Annotated in this window: 13 protein-coding genes; 10 read left to right on the forward strand and 3 right to left on the reverse strand. The window is 70.0% G+C overall.

The window, feature by feature from the left end; all coding sequences use genetic code 11:
* Position 1: 1 nt before the first annotated feature.
* Positions 2-1,189: a YbfB/YjiJ family MFS transporter gene (locus FBZ83_RS12840; RefSeq protein WP_145683162.1), complete on the reverse strand. Its 1,188-nt coding sequence runs from the start codon at positions 1,187-1,189 to the stop codon at positions 2-4.
* 128 nt (positions 1,190-1,317) lie between these two features.
* Here FBZ83_RS12840 and FBZ83_RS12845 point away from each other — a divergent pair, with 128 nt between their 5' ends.
* From FBZ83_RS12845 to FBZ83_RS12865, 5 genes are all read left to right on the forward strand, one after another.
* Positions 1,318-2,241 (forward strand): LysR family transcriptional regulator, encoded by a 924-nt coding sequence (locus tag FBZ83_RS12845; protein WP_145683168.1) that lies wholly within the window; start codon positions 1,318-1,320, stop codon positions 2,239-2,241.
* Between the two features lie 144 nt (positions 2,242-2,385).
* Positions 2,386-2,718 (forward strand): ferredoxin FdxA, encoded by a 333-nt coding sequence (fdxA, locus tag FBZ83_RS12850; protein ID WP_014238741.1) that lies wholly within the window; start codon positions 2,386-2,388, stop codon positions 2,716-2,718.
* Positions 2,719-3,037: 319 nt separating this feature from the next.
* Positions 3,038-3,538: a CarD family transcriptional regulator gene (locus FBZ83_RS12855; protein WP_014238739.1), complete on the forward strand. Its 501-nt coding sequence runs from the start codon at positions 3,038-3,040 to the stop codon at positions 3,536-3,538.
* Positions 3,539-3,737: 199 nt separating this feature from the next.
* Positions 3,738-4,553: a hypothetical protein gene (locus FBZ83_RS12860; RefSeq protein ID WP_145683176.1), complete on the forward strand. Its 816-nt coding sequence runs from the start codon at positions 3,738-3,740 to the stop codon at positions 4,551-4,553.
* A 273-nt stretch (positions 4,554-4,826) separates the two neighbouring features.
* On the forward strand, positions 4,827-5,729 hold the full coding sequence (locus FBZ83_RS12865) for an RNA polymerase factor sigma-32 (RefSeq protein WP_145683183.1): 903 nt from the start codon (positions 4,827-4,829) through the stop codon (positions 5,727-5,729).
* A 121-nt stretch (positions 5,730-5,850) separates the two neighbouring features.
* On the opposite strand, the gene FBZ83_RS12870 is transcribed toward FBZ83_RS12865, so the two are convergent.
* Positions 5,851-7,764: an adenylate/guanylate cyclase domain-containing protein gene (locus tag FBZ83_RS12870; protein ID WP_247888278.1), complete on the reverse strand. Its 1,914-nt coding sequence runs from the start codon at positions 7,762-7,764 to the stop codon at positions 5,851-5,853.
* A 173-nt stretch (positions 7,765-7,937) separates the two neighbouring features.
* Complete coding sequence (locus FBZ83_RS12875; RefSeq protein WP_145683199.1) at positions 7,938-9,452, reverse strand: M48 family metalloprotease; 1,515 nt, start codon at positions 9,450-9,452, stop codon at positions 7,938-7,940.
* A gap of 198 nt (positions 9,453-9,650) precedes the next feature.
* Here FBZ83_RS12875 and FBZ83_RS12880 point away from each other — a divergent pair, with 198 nt between their 5' ends.
* The 5 genes from FBZ83_RS12880 to pheS all read left to right on the forward strand — a co-directional run bounded on the left by FBZ83_RS12880 (position 9,651) and on the right by pheS (position 13,490).
* Positions 9,651-10,508 (forward strand): thermonuclease family protein, encoded by an 858-nt coding sequence (locus tag FBZ83_RS12880; protein ID WP_247888279.1) that lies wholly within the window; start codon positions 9,651-9,653, stop codon positions 10,506-10,508.
* A 69-nt stretch (positions 10,509-10,577) separates the two neighbouring features.
* Entirely contained in the window at positions 10,578-11,528 is a 951-nt protein-coding gene (pip, locus tag FBZ83_RS12885) for a prolyl aminopeptidase (RefSeq protein WP_145683206.1), read from the forward strand.
* Positions 11,529-11,706: 178 nt separating this feature from the next.
* Entirely contained in the window at positions 11,707-11,907 is a 201-nt protein-coding gene (gene rpmI / locus FBZ83_RS12890) for a 50S ribosomal protein L35 (protein ID WP_014238730.1), read from the forward strand.
* A 21-nt stretch (positions 11,908-11,928) separates the two neighbouring features.
* A complete protein-coding gene (gene rplT / locus FBZ83_RS12895) occupies positions 11,929-12,300 on the forward strand; it encodes a 50S ribosomal protein L20 (RefSeq protein ID WP_014238729.1) in 372 nt (123 codons plus the stop codon).
* Between the two features lie 122 nt (positions 12,301-12,422).
* Positions 12,423-13,490 (forward strand): phenylalanine--tRNA ligase subunit alpha, encoded by a 1,068-nt coding sequence (gene pheS, locus FBZ83_RS12900; protein WP_014238728.1) that lies wholly within the window; start codon positions 12,423-12,425, stop codon positions 13,488-13,490.
* Positions 13,491-13,498: the final 8 nt, after the last annotated feature.

Below are 13,498 nucleotides of genomic sequence, written 5' to 3' on the forward strand. Positions count from 1 at the left end.
GCTACCCGCGCCCGGCGCCCAGGGCAACCGCGGCGGGGTCGCGGCGCCCGGCCATCCAGGCCCCGGCGGCGAGGAGGAGCGCACCGGCCAGCACCGCCGCGGCGGCGCCAAGCAGGGCGGAATCGAAGTTGCCGGTGCGCGCCACCACCAGCCCGGCCGGCACCGGCCCGATGATCTGCCCCAGCCCGTAGACGGCGGTCAGCGCCCCGATGACGCGGGCCGACGCTCCGCCCGACAGGTGGCGCCCCAGCGTGAAGGACAGGGTGACGATGCCGACGAAGGTCCCGCCGAACAGCACCGCCGACAGCAGGGCCGCCGCGGGGGACCCGGTGATCGGCAGCAGGATGCCCACCGTCTGCACGACATGGGCGAGGATCAGCGCCCGCCAGAGGCCGAGCCGCCGCCCGGCCGCCGCCCAGACGATGCCCGACGGCATGGCCGCCAGACCGGTGACCATCCAGGCCGCGGCGCCGAGCGGCGCCGTCTCCGGCATGGTCTTCAGGATGGCGACCAGGAAGGTGCCGGTGACGATGTAGCCGGCCCCCTCCAGGAAATAGGCCAGCGTCAGCAGGATCATCGGGGCGGAGGGACGAAGGGTGGGCGCCGGCATCGACCGGGCGGCGGCGTGCCGGGACTCGCGCGGCGGGTCGCTCACCCACAGCCAGGACAGGGTGCCGAAGCCCAGGCAGGCCAGCCCCAGCCACAGCCAGTCGCCGCGCCAGCCCAGCCGGTCGCCCATCACGGCGACGAACAGGCCGCTCGACGCGATGCCGAGGCCGACGCCGGTGTAGAGCCAGCCGGTCCAGGACTCGCGCCCGGCGCGGGCCAGCGCGTCCAGCGTCATGGCGATGCCCAGGATGAACAGGCCGGCGCTGGCCAGCCCGGAGACGAAGCGCAGCACGGCCCAGGCCGTCAGGTCGTCGGTGAATCCCATGCCGGCGGTGGAGGTGACGCTGGCGATCAGCGCGGTGCGGAAGACGGCGGTGCGCGCCGCGCCCTGCGGCACCAGCCCGACGCCCAGCGCCCCCAGGAAGTAGCCGAGATAGTTCAGTGAGGCGAGCAGCCCCGCGGCGTCGGTGCCCAGCCCGGTCGCCGCCTGCATCGCCGGCAGGATCGGCGTGAAGGCGAAGCGCCCCACCCCCATGGAGACGACCAGCACCAGCACGCCGCCAATCAGCGTCCTGACCATGCACTCCTCCCACCGGCTCGTTTTTTTCGTGTGCGCCCATCCTCGCGCGTCGGAACCTTCATTTCCAATGATTTGTTCCGATGCTATGCTTCACTGTAAGTGATGGCACTGGATCGGGGAGGATGGCGATGGACCTCGCGGGCCTGCGGGTGGTGAAGGCGGTGGCGGACACCGGCAGCGTCAGCCGGGCGGCGGAGACGCTGAACTGCGTCCAGTCCAACGTGACGGCGCGGCTGAAGCGGCTGGAGGAGGATCTCGGCGTGCCGCTGTTCCTCCGGCTCAGCCGCGGCATGGCCCCGACGCCGGCCGGGCGGGTGCTGGCCGACTACGCCGACCGCGTGCTGCGCCTCGTCGCCCAGGCGCGCGACGCGGTGGCCGACGCCGCGGGGCGGGGCGGGCGGCTGTCCATCGGCACCATGGAGACCACCGCCGCCGTCCGGCTGCCGCCGATCCTCGCCCGCTTCCACGTGGAGAATCCAGACGTCGAGCTGACCATCGTCCCCGGCCCCACCGAAACCATGCTGGGGGAGGTGCTGGCCGGGCGCATCGACGGCGCCTTCGTCTCCGGGGCGGTGGAGCATCCCGAACTGGTCAGCCAGCCCGTTTTCGAGGAGGAGCTGGTGCTTGTCGAACCGGCCAGCGGCATCACCAGCGAGTCCGGGCGGAACACCCTTCTGGCCTTCCGGCGCGGCTGCGCCTACCGCGCGCGGGCCGAGACGGCGATGCGCGAGGCCGGGCGGGTTCCCTACCGCGTCATGGAGTTTGGGGCGCTGGAGGCCATCCTGGGCTGCGTCGGCGCCGGCATGGGCGTCACCGTCCTGCCCCGCGTCGTGGTGGAGCGGGAGCCCTGGCGCGGCCTGTTCACCGCCCGCGCGTTGCCGCCGGAACTGGCCCGCATGCCCACCCGTTTCGTCCGGCGGGTGGATTCCATGGAGACGGTGGCGCTGCGCACCTTCCTGGAGGCGGTCGCGGAGGGGAATATGGAGGGTGGGGCTGCGTCGCTTGCGCCCACACAACCGGCGGGGTTGATCCCGTCTCGGGCGGCGTGCTAGGCAAGCGCCGCGGTCGGGCCATGGTCCATTCATGCCCCCGGCCGCGCCCACGCGCGAGCACGTCAGTCGAAGCGTCCATCGAAGCGACTCGAACCCCGGCGCGTGAACACCGCCGGAACTGGCGAGAACAGCGGAGAACGAATCATGCCCTACGTCGTGACGGAAGACTGCATCAAGTGCAAGTACACCGATTGCGTCGAGGTCTGCCCCGTGGACTGCTTCTACGAGGGCGAGAACATGCTGGTCATCCACCCGGATGAGTGCATCGACTGCGGCGTGTGCGAGCCGGAATGCCCGGCCGAGGCCATCGTGCCGGACACCGACGGCCGTGCGGAGAAGTGGATGGAGCTGAACCGCGACTACGCGGCGCAGTGGCCCAACCTGACCCGCAAGAAGGACGCGCTGCCTGACGCCGACGCCATGAAGGGCGTGGACGGCAAGTTCGACAAGTTCTTCTCCCCGAAGGCCGGCGGCTAAGCGGAGTCGGGACTATTGCGGCGCATGGCATTCTTTTGCCGCCATGCAAAAACGACAGGTCGGCCATCGGCGGGCAACGTCAGAATCCGGACGGCTGCCCGCGCGTAGCCTTTGTAACCCGGCCGTAACATCGCTATAATACGCGCCCGGAGCCGGCCTCAGCGTCATTGCCGGAATTCCCATCGACCAAGGGCTCAGTGCAACAGTGCGCGGCGTGGAGGACCCCATCCCCACGGTGTGTCGTTGTCACCGGGCCTTTTTCGCCCCCTCCACCGGGGCGGCAAAATGGCGCGATCGCGAGAAGTGAGAGCCAACCCAAATGTCGAACAAGCTTGACTTCGAGGCCGGTGACTTCGTCGTCTACCCGGCCCATGGCGTCGGTCGGGTCGAGGGAATCGAGACCCACAGCATCGCTGGCATGGATGTTCAGCTCTACGCGATCACGTTCGAAAAAGAGCGCATGACGCTCAAGGTTCCGGTCGGCAAGGCCAAGGCCGCCGGCCTGCGCCGCCTCAGCACGAAGGACCGCATCAAGGTCGCCCTGGAGACGCTGCAGGGCCGTTCGCGCGTCCGCCGCACGATGTGGAGCCGCCGCGCCCAGGAGTATGAGGCCAAGATCAACTCGGGCGACCCGGTGGCCATCGCGGAAGTCGTGCGCGACCTGTACCGCGGCGCCGACCAGTCCGACCAGTCCTACAGCGAGCGCCAGATCTATCAGGCCGCCCTGGAGCGTCTGGCCCGCGAGCTGGCCGCCGTCGAGAAGATCGACGAGACCAAGGCCACCGAGCGGCTGGAGCTGGTCCTCAAGAAGGCCGCCTGATCCGGTGCTGACCCGCTTCCCGGCTTCAGGAGGCGGGAACCGGTTCGAAAATGTGATGTTGACGATGAAGGCGCGGCGCTTTGGCCGCGCCTTTGTCTTAAGTTTTCGTCTTTCGCCGGGCCTGTGCGGCGCCTACACTCCCGCCCCCGGCCTGTTCTGGGCCGGTCCGTGACCGCTGGATGGGGTGAGCGTCTCCGGCATGTCTGAAGCGCAGAAATTCATCGATCTCCGAAACCCGCGGCGCATCTGGGCCGTCGGCTCGATCCACGCGCAGACGGACCATCTCCACGCCGTGCACGAGGTGATCGCGGCGCGCTTCCTGCCCGGCGACCGGCTCGTCTATCTCGGCAACATGGTCGGCTGGGGCGAGCGGGTGCTGGAGACGGTGGACGCGCTGCTGGCCTTCCGCACCTGGCTGCTGAGCTGGCGGGGCATGGAGGCCGGCGACATCGTCTATCTGCGCGGCGCGCAGGAGGAGATGTGGCACAAGCTGCTCCAGCTCCAGTTCGCGCCCGACCCGCAGCAGGTTCTCGACTGGATGACCCGCCATGGCGCGGGGGCCACGCTGGCCGCTTATGGCGGCACGGTGGAGCAGGGCATGGCGGCGGCCCGCGGCGGCACCATGACGCTCGGCCGCTGGACCCAGGGGCTGCGTCAGGCGATGCACGCGCAGCCCGGTCACGAAAATGTGTTCAACACCCTGCGCCGTGCCGCCTACTGCACCGGGCCGGAACAGGGGCAGGGCGGCGTGCTGCTGGTCAGCGCCGGGGTGGACATCCGCCGCCCGCTGAACCATCAAGGCGACGCCTTCTGGTGGGGGGCGCCCGGTTTTGCCCAGATGTCAGAGCCTTACGGTGGTTTCGCCCGCGTCGTGCGGGGCTACGACCCGGCTCGCAAGGGCGTCGCGGTGACCGACCGCGTGGCGACCCTGGACGGCAATTGCGGGTTGGGTGGGCATCTCGTTTGTGGATGCCTGTCGCCTTCGGGTGAGATCCTGGACCTGTTCCAGGTCTGACCCATCTCCCTTTTTCCTATCCGTCTTATCCGTCCCCTCGGCCTCCGCCACCGAATCCCTTCCGGTGCGGATGATCCGAAACGTCTTGTGCTGCGTATGACGTGCAACAGGGCGAGGGGAACGGCTGTTGTCCCAACCGTCGGCACTCCGTGGCGAAGCGGCCACGACGAACCGACGGATCTTTGGACCTGAGGGGGCCTGTCCCTTCGGACTCCGCAGCACAGGGCACGAGCAGCCTGAAACGCGGCCGCCCAGACGGGAAGGAAGGGACGTATGGCTTACATCGACGATCCCGAGACTCAGCGCGCGAATCTGAGTTTCATCAAGGCCTCCATGCGTGAGCCTTTGCTGACGCGCGACCATGAATTCGATCTGGCCCGCAAATGGCGCGAGGGCGGCGACGAGCGGGCCCTCCACGAACTGGTGCGCGCCTACACCCGTCTGGTGGTGGCGACCGCCGCGCGCTTCCGCAACTACGGCCTGCCCATGGGCGACCTCGTGCAGGAGGGCAATGTCGGGCTGATGCAGGCGGCCAGCCGCTTCGAGCCGGACCGCGAGGTGCGTTTCTCGACCTACGCGGCCTGGTGGATCCGCTCGGCCATGCAGGACTACATCCTGCGCAACTGGTCCATCGTCCGCACCGGCACCACCGCCGCCCAGAAGTCGCTGTTCTTCAACCTGCGCCGCCTGCGCGCCCGCATCGAGAGCCTCAGCCAGGGCGGCACGGGCTCCGGCAACGGCCTGACCAAGGAAGGGCGGGAGTGGATCGCCGGCGAACTCCAGGTCGACGTGACCGAGGTCGAGGCGATGGAGATGCGGCTCTCCGCCTCCGACCAGTCGCTGAACTCGCCGGTGGCCGACGGCTCCGACGAGGACTGGCAGGACTTCCTGGCCGACCAGCGCCCTTCGCCGGAGGAGGTGGTGATCGGCATGCGCGACAGCCGCACCCGCTCGCAATGGCTGGCCGAGGCGCTGGGCGAACTCAGCCCGCGCGAACGCACGATCATTCAGGAGCGCCGCCTGCGCGAGGAGGGCGCCACCCTGGAGCAGCTGGGCCGTGAACTGGGGGTGAGCAAGGAGCGGGTGCGCCAACTCGAACACCGCGCCCTGCTGAAGCTGCGCCAGTCGATGCTGAAGCGGGTGGAAGGGTTCGGGGATCTGCTGGCGGACGCCTAGCAGACCGCTTGCCCCCTCCCTAACCCTCCCCCGCTTTCGCAGGGGAGGGGACGGACGCCGCTTCGTGATCATCTCCCTCCCCTGCGAAGCGGGGAAGGGCCGGGGTGGGGGCAAAGCCCGCTTACGCCTTCTCTTCCTCCCGCACCGCACCGGCGCCATCCCCGCCACCGTTGTTCCCTTCGCCATCCAGGGCGACCCGCCACACCTCGGTCGTGCCGTTGCGGCCGCGGAGCGTCCGGTCGCCGACGCAGTCCAGCGGGGCCGCGCCGTCACCCTGGAAGGCGGTGGCAGCGCTCGACAGGACGATGACCTCCTCGTCCCCCTGCAGGGCGGAGGCCAGCTCCTCGATGCGGGCGGCGACGTTCACGGTGTCGCCGACGATCGTGTAGTTGATCCGGCTTGCCGACCCGATGTTGCCGACCACCACCGGCCCGGAATGCAGGCCGATGCGCACGCGGATCGCCGGCAACCCCTCCGCCGCGCGGCGGCGGTTGCCTTCGCGCACGGCGCGGGTGATGGCGTGGGCGGCGCGCAGCGCGCGGGCGGCGTGGTCCGGCTGCTCCTCCGGCGCGCCCCAGAAGGCCATGATGGCGTCGCCGATGAACTTGTCCACCGTGCCACCCTCCGCCTCGATGCAGTTGGCGAGCAGGGTGAAATGCTCGTTCAGCAGGGCGGCGGTGTCGGCGGCGCCCATATGCTCCGCCATGCGCGAGAAGCCGCGGATGTCGGTGAACATCACCGTCACCTCCCGCTCCTCCGACTGGAAGCTGGTCAGGCCGCCGCGGCGGTGCATCAGCCGCAGCACCAGGGCCTTGGGCACATAGGTCTCGAACCAGCGCAGCCCGGCGACCATGGCGTTGAAGGCGCTGTTGGCGCGGGCCAGCTCGCGCAGTCGCGAATCGGGAAGCTCGTCGATCGCGCGGAAGTCGAAGGTCCGGACATGGTCGGCGGCCTCGGCCAGATGGGCCACCTGGGTGCTGATGCGCCGCCCGACGATCAGCGCCACCGCCACCGAGATCAGCAGGATGCCCAGCCCGGCGAGGCCGGTGGTGTAGAGGCGGCGGACCTCGGCGCTGGCCTCGTTCGCGCGGAAACTGATGCCGATGGTCCAGTCCTGCTGGCCGTAGCCGGCCATGCTGCGCATCAGGAACAGGTAGTCCTCGTCCAGCACGTTGACGATCCGGCCTTCCACCCGCTTCTTCAGCGCGTCCACCGGCTGGCCGGTCTGCCACAGGGCCGCCAGCGCCGGGTCGGCCACCTGATCGATGCGTGGCAGGGGCGGGCCGTCGGTCTTGCCGGAGAAGTCGAACTTCATGCCGGCCAGCGACGGGTGGGCCAGCACATGCTGCCGGTCGAACAGGACGAAGGCGTTCAGCCCCTGTTCCACATAGAGCGTGGACAGGAAGCGCGACAGGTCGCCCAGCGACACGCCGACGACCACCTGCCCAAGATAGACACCGTTGCGCCGCACCGGCTGGAACAGGGTGACGAAGCTGGTCCCCGCCTCCTTCGACCACAGCGGGTCGGCCCAGACGGCGGTGGTGCGGTCGGCGCCGTTGCGCAGCTCCGGCGCCAGCTCCGGCTCGTGGCGCAGATCCTCCCGCCCGATGTGGAGCTGGTTGCCCAGCCGGTCGGCGCGCAGGCCGGTGCGGTCGGGATGGAAGAAGGCGATGCCGGTGACGTCCGGCGCCCCGGCCAGCGCGCCGCGCAGCGTGTCCTGGAGCGAGCGGGAATCGGCGGGGTCCAGCTCCCCCCGCTCCATCAGTCCGGCCACGAAACGGGCCATGTCCCGCGCGGGGTTGAGCTGGTTGCGGATGCGCACCTCCACCCCCGACAAGGCGAGGTCGGCGCGGTCGTTCAGCAGGGCGAAGGTGTTGCGGCTGGCGCTGACGAGGCCGAGCACCAGCACGCTCGCCACCGCCAGCAGCATCAGCGAGCCGAAGCCCGCCACCAGCACCGCCGCGATGGGCAGGCGCAGGCGCGGGCGGCCCAGCGCGGGCGGGCGCGTCCGGCGCGGACCACCCTTTTTGCGCACAGCCTCCTTCAACGCGGAAATCCGGGCTCCGGTTCGCAGAAAACGCCGTTTGGTGGGGTGGTCAGCCATGGCGCGGAGCCTACAGGACGCACGCGGCCATCGGCAATCGGCCATCGCGCCGCGTCCTGCAACGGTCACTCCACCGTCAACTGGGCGCCGTCAACCGGGCGCCATCAGCCGGTGATGATCTTCACCGGACGTCCGGGCTGGATCGGCGTGCCCGGCGGTAGGTCGTTGATGATCCGGAACAACTCCTCCGCGTAGGGCTCGCGCGGCATCTGGCGGACGAAGCTCTCGACGCTGTCGCCGGGGCGGGCGGTCAGCACGCGGATGCGCCGGGGCTGGTAGGACGCCGCCTCCTGTTGGGTCAGCCGGCGGAAGCTGTTGGCGGTCTCGCGGAAATCGCCGTCGAAGCGGGACAGCCCGCCGCCGGGGGCCAGGAAGGTGAAGCGGTAGAGGGTGCCGGAGTCGGCGCGTATGGCAACCAGCCGCACGTCCACCGCCCCGGCGTCGGTCTTGCCCTGCGTCAGCGCGGTCGCCGCCGGCATGCCGTTGACGGTGAAGGATTGCAGGTCGCGCAACGGCGCCCCCTGCGCCCAGGTGCCGGTCAGATAGGCGGCGGGGTCACGCGCGCCCGGCGCCTTGCCGCCGTCGAAGACGATGGCGCCGCCGTTGGGACCCTTGGCGATCACCTGCTGCGCCCCGTTGAGCAGGCTGTAGCCCTGCGGCACATCGAAGGCGATGCCCAGCTGCGGGTGGGCGAAGCTGCGGCCGCGGACGAAGCCGTTCTCCGGGCTGTCGCCGTAGATCACCCCGTCCATCGCCGTCATGTAGGGATCGACGGGCCGCGCCCCGCGGGGCAGCTCGCGGGCGATGGCCGCCGCCTCGTCGACGCGCGCCGCGGTCTGCGGGTGGGTGGCGAAGAAGTCGAAGCCGCCCTCCGCCGCCCCCTTGCCGGCGCGCAGGCCGGAATACTGGGTGTCGCGGCGCATGGTTTCCAGGAAGGTCGCCATGGCGAAGGGGTCGTAGCCGGCGCGGTGGAGATACTCGATGCCCAGCCGGTCGGCCTCCGTCTCCTGGCCGCGCGAGTAGCGGGCGAGCAGGGCGGTGCCGCCGATGTTGGCGATCTGCGCCAGCTCCGGGCTGCCCAGCACGAGGCCGATGCCGGCGGCGAGCAGCCCGGCGATGGTCTGGTTGGTCTGCCGTTCCTGGCCATGGTGGGCGATGACATGGCCGATCTCGTGCCCCAGCACGCTCGCCACCTCCGCCTCGTCCTTGGCGAGCGCCAGCAGGCCGCGGGTGATGTAGACGTAGCCGCCGGGCAGGGCGAAGGCGTTGACCACGTCGCTGTCCAGCACGGTGAAGGTCCAGGGGCCGGAGCGGTCGGTCTGGGCGGCCAGCCGGTCGCCGAGGCCGATGATGTAGGCCTGCAGCCGCTGGTCGGGGTAGGCCCCGCCATACTGTGCGAGGATCTTGGGATGCTCCTGCGCGCCGATCGACTCCTCGCTGCCGCCGAGGAACTGGGCGCTGGCCGGGGCACAGGCCGAGGTGAGCAGCAGAACGGCCAGCCCCGCGGCGACGATCCGGCGCAGCGGGGACGGGGAGGGTGATTGCTTCTGACGTCCCCTCTCCCCTCTGGGGAGAGGGGTGGGGTGAGGGGGTTGCGCTTGTGCCGGACATTGCGCCACGCGCAACCCCCTCACCGGCCGTCCGGGCCACCCTCTCCCCAGAGGGGAGAGGGCTGGATCGGCCGATTGCCTTGGCGAAAACAGGGAAGACGGCTTGCGTTCGGTCGTCGGTTCGGTCGTCATGAATCGTCATATCGGAAGGGGGCTCGCAGAGATCAAACTCCCCGTCCGCTCCGCCTGTTCCACGGCTCCATCCCCATGCTCACCATGCCGCGCCGCATTCTCTCGCTGACGCTGTCCGCCCTGCTGCTGATGGCGACCACCGCCGGGTCGACGGAGCTGCGCGTCGCCGCGGTGACCGACGGCGCCACGCTGCTGCTGGAGGACGGGCGCAGCCTGCGTCTGGCCGGCATCGAGCCCGCCGCACCACCCGCCCCACCGCCCACGGGGGCGGAGCCGGGCCGGGGCTGGCCGCTGGCCGAGGCGGCGCGGCTGGCGCTGGCGGAGCTGGCCGTCGGGCAAAGCCTGACGGTGCGCGGAGAGGCGCGGACCGACCGGCACGGGCGCGTGCTGGCGCAGGTGATGCGCGGCGACGGGCTGTGGCTCCAGGGCGAGTTGCTGGCGCGCGGCCTCGCCCGTGTGCACACCCGGCCCGACGCCCGCGCGCTGGCCCGGGAGATGCTGGCGGCGGAGGCCGCCGCGCGGGACGCCGGGCGCGGCATCTGGCGGACCCGCGCCTACGCGGTGCGGCCCGCCGACCCCGACGCGCTGCGCCGGGACCGCGACAGCTTCCAGATCGTCGAGGGGCGGGTGCTGCGGGTGAGCAAGGCCGGCGGCGACGCCTATCTGGATTTCGGCGAGGATTGGCGGACCGACGTCACGGTGCACATCGGGCGGGCCGCGCTGCGCGAATTCGTAACCGCCGGCATCGACCCGCTGTCCTACGAGGGGCGGACCGTCCGGGTGCGCGGCTGGGTGGGCCTGCGCGCCGGTCCTCTGATCGAGGCGACCCATCCCGAGCAGATCGAGCGGCTGGATGGGGCGGCATCGCCCCTCCGGGCGACGCCCCACCCGTCCGCTCCTCCGCCGGACGTTTCCGACGACGAGGAGGAGTGAGCCTGTGGCGGACGGCGGACGGGCGTCCTACACTTGCTCCCATTCGGCCCGGACTGACAGGACCTCTTCATGCCCCGCAGCGAGCTTTTCCCGCCCATCGACCCCTACCAGACCGGCTTCCTGCCCGTGGACGAGATCCACACGCTCTACTGGGAGCAGTCGGGCAACCCGCGCGGCGTGCCGGTGCTGTTCCTGCACGGGGGGCCGGGGGCGGGCGCCTCGCCGACGCACCGGCGCTTCTTCGATCCCGGCCATTACCGCATCGTCGTGATGGACCAGCGCGGGGCGGGCCGCTCCACCCCGCTGGGCGAGGTCCGGCGCAACACGACCGAGCTGCTGGTGGAGGACGCCGAACGGCTGCGCCGCCATCTGGGGATCGAGCGCTGGCTGCTGTTCGGCGGAAGCTGGGGATCGACCTTGGCGCTGGCCTACGGGCAGACCCATCCGGAACGCTGCCTGGGGCTGATCCTGCGCGGCATCTTCCTGATGCGGAAGGCGGAGATCGACTGGTTCCTCTACTCCATGCGCACGATCTTCCCGGAGGCCTGGGCCGCCTTCGCCGGCCACATCCCGCCGGAGGAGCGCGGCGACCTGCTGGAGTCCTACTGGCGGCGGCTCAATTCGCCCGACGCCGCGACCCGCATGGCGGCGGCGCGGGTGTGGAGCCTGTACGAGGGGTCCTGCTCCTCGCTGCTGCCCTCGCCGGAGCTGATCGCGACGAGCGCGGAGGACACCCACGCGCTGGGCCTCGCCCGCATCGAGGCGCACTACTTCCGCTCCAACCGCTTCACCCCGGAAGACAAGCTGCTGCGCGACGTCCACCGCATCCGGCATCTGCCGGGGGCGATCGTCCAGGGCCGCTACGACATCGTCTGCCCGATCACCAGCGCCGACGAACTGCGTCGCGCCTGGCCGGAGGCCGACTACCGCGTGGTGCCCGACGCCGGCCATTCCGCCATGGAGCCGGGCATCCGCGCCGCGCTGGTCCAGGCGACGGAGCGCTTCAAGGAGTATCGGTAGGAAGGACCGGCAGGGGAGGGGCGCGCCGGCCTCTCTCATACCTCTCCCGCATTCGCTCCCCCTTGCGTTGCGGCGTGGCCGCGCGTATAACCCTGCGCTCCAACGGGCGGCGAGGCCGGGTCCGAGACCCAGGGCATGCCCAACCGTCAGTCGGGAACATCCAACGCAAGGATTGAAAATGCCCAAGCTGAAGACGAAGAGCGGCGCCAAGAAGCGCTTCAAGGTGACCGCGTCCGGTAAGGTGCGCGCCCAGGCGGCCTTCAAGCGCCACTGCCTGGAGCAGAAGAGCCCGAATATGAAGCGCAACGCGCGCGGCATGATGACCCTGGCCGAGCCGGACCAGAAGATCGTGCTGAAGAACTGGCTGCGCAACGCTTGATATCGTAAGGGAATCTGAACCATGGCTCGTGTTAAGCGCGGCGTCACCACGCACGCCCGTCACCGCAAGATCCTGAAGCTCGCCAAGGGCTACCGGGGTCGCAACTCCAAGAACTTCCGCATCGCGATTGAGAAGGTCGAAAAGGCCCTTCAATACGCGTATCGCGACCGCCGCAACAAGAAGCGCGATTTCCGCGGCCTGTGGATCCAGCGCATCAACGCCGGTGTCCGCCAGTACGGCCTGACCTACTCGCGCTTCATCAACGGCATCAAGCTGGCCGGCATCGAGATCGACCGCAAGGTCCTGTCGGATCTGGCCGCCCGTGAGCCGGAGGCCTTCAAGGCCATCGTCGATCAGGCCCAGGCCGCTCTCGCCTCCAAGGCCGCCGCCTAAAGGGTTCGCCGCGCAAGCGGAAACCCCGGTCCGGCGCCGGACACGAAAGAAGGGAGCCGTGCCTCTGGGCCGGCTCCCTTTTTCTTTACGCTCGCACTTCCTTATGGCTCGCGGGAAATGACATGCTCGATGCGCTGAAAGACGAACTCCTGTCGCAGGTCAACGCCGCTGGCGACCTCGCGGCCCTCGAAGAGGTGCGGGTCACCGCGCTCGGCAAGAAGGGGCGCATCACCGGCTTCATGAAGGAGCTGGGCGGGCTGTCGCCCGACGAACGGCGCGAGCGCGGCCAGCAGCTCAACGCGCTGAAGGACGAGATCGCCGCGGCCATCGACGGCCGCAAGGCCGACCTCGCCCGCGCCCATCTGGAGGCCCGCCTTCAGGCCGAGCGCATCGATGTGACCCTGCCGGTCCGTCCGGAGACCGAGGGGCGCATCCACCCGATCAGCCAGACCATCGACGAGATGGTGGCGATCTTCGCGGAGATGGGCTTCAGCGTCGCCGAGGGGCCGGACGTCGAGGACGACTTCCACAACTTCACCGCCCTGAACTTCCCGCCGGGCCACCCCGCCCGCGACATGCACGACACCTTCTATCTGCCCGATGCGGGCGACAAGAAGATGCTGCTGCGCACCCACACCAGCCCGGTGCAGGTCCGCACCATGCTGAACAAGAAGCCGCCGATCCGCATCATCGCGCCGGGCCGCACCTACCGGTCCGACTACGACATGACCCACACCCCGATGTTCCACCAGATCGAGGGGCTGGTCATCGACGAGGCGACCCACATGGGCCACCTCAAGGGCTGCCTGATCGAGTTCTGCCGCGCCTTCTTCGACGTGGACGACCTGCCGCTGCGCTTCCGCCCCAGCTTCTTCCCCTTCACCGAACCGTCGGCGGAGGTGGACATCGGCTGCTCGCGCAAGGGCGGCGAGCTGAAGCTCGGCAACTACGGCGACTGGCTGGAGATCCTGGGCTGCGGCATGGTGCACCCCAACGTGCTGGAAGCCTGCGGCATCGACAGCACGAAGTACCAGGGCTTCGCCTTCGGCATGGGGATCGAGCGCGTGGCGATGCTGAAATACGGCATCCCCGACCTGCGCACCTTCTTCGAAGCCGACCTCCGCTGGCTGAAGCATTACGGCTTCGTGCCGCTCGACGTTCCCAGCATGGCCCAGGGCCTGACGCGCTAAAGGAGCCG

The organism is Azospirillum brasilense, assembly GCF_007827815.1.
GTDB lineage: Bacteria > Pseudomonadota > Alphaproteobacteria > Azospirillales > Azospirillaceae > Azospirillum > Azospirillum brasilense_C.

Bases quoted from the DNA above. Each gene is read 5' to 3' on its own strand.
- FBZ83_RS12840 (WP_145683162.1), bottom strand. From the start codon at position 1,189: ATGGTCAGGACGCTGATTGGCGGCGTGCTGGTGCTGGTCGTCTCCATG.
- FBZ83_RS12845 (WP_145683168.1), top strand. From the start codon at position 1,318: ATGGACCTCGCGGGCCTGCGGGTGGTGAAGGCGGTGGCGGACACCGGC.
- fdxA (WP_014238741.1), top strand. From the start codon at position 2,386: ATGCCCTACGTCGTGACGGAAGACTGCATCAAGTGCAAGTACACCGAT.
- FBZ83_RS12855 (WP_014238739.1), top strand. From the start codon at position 3,038: ATGTCGAACAAGCTTGACTTCGAGGCCGGTGACTTCGTCGTCTACCCG.
- FBZ83_RS12860 (WP_145683176.1), top strand. From the start codon at position 3,738: ATGTCTGAAGCGCAGAAATTCATCGATCTCCGAAACCCGCGGCGCATC.
- FBZ83_RS12865 (WP_145683183.1), top strand. From the start codon at position 4,827: ATGGCTTACATCGACGATCCCGAGACTCAGCGCGCGAATCTGAGTTTC.
- FBZ83_RS12880 (WP_247888279.1), top strand. From the start codon at position 9,651: ATGCTCACCATGCCGCGCCGCATTCTCTCGCTGACGCTGTCCGCCCTG.
- pip (WP_145683206.1), top strand. From the start codon at position 10,578: ATGCCCCGCAGCGAGCTTTTCCCGCCCATCGACCCCTACCAGACCGGC.
- rpmI (WP_014238730.1), top strand. From the start codon at position 11,707: ATGCCCAAGCTGAAGACGAAGAGCGGCGCCAAGAAGCGCTTCAAGGTG.
- rplT (WP_014238729.1), top strand. From the start codon at position 11,929: ATGGCTCGTGTTAAGCGCGGCGTCACCACGCACGCCCGTCACCGCAAG.
- pheS (WP_014238728.1), top strand. From the start codon at position 12,423: ATGCTCGATGCGCTGAAAGACGAACTCCTGTCGCAGGTCAACGCCGCT.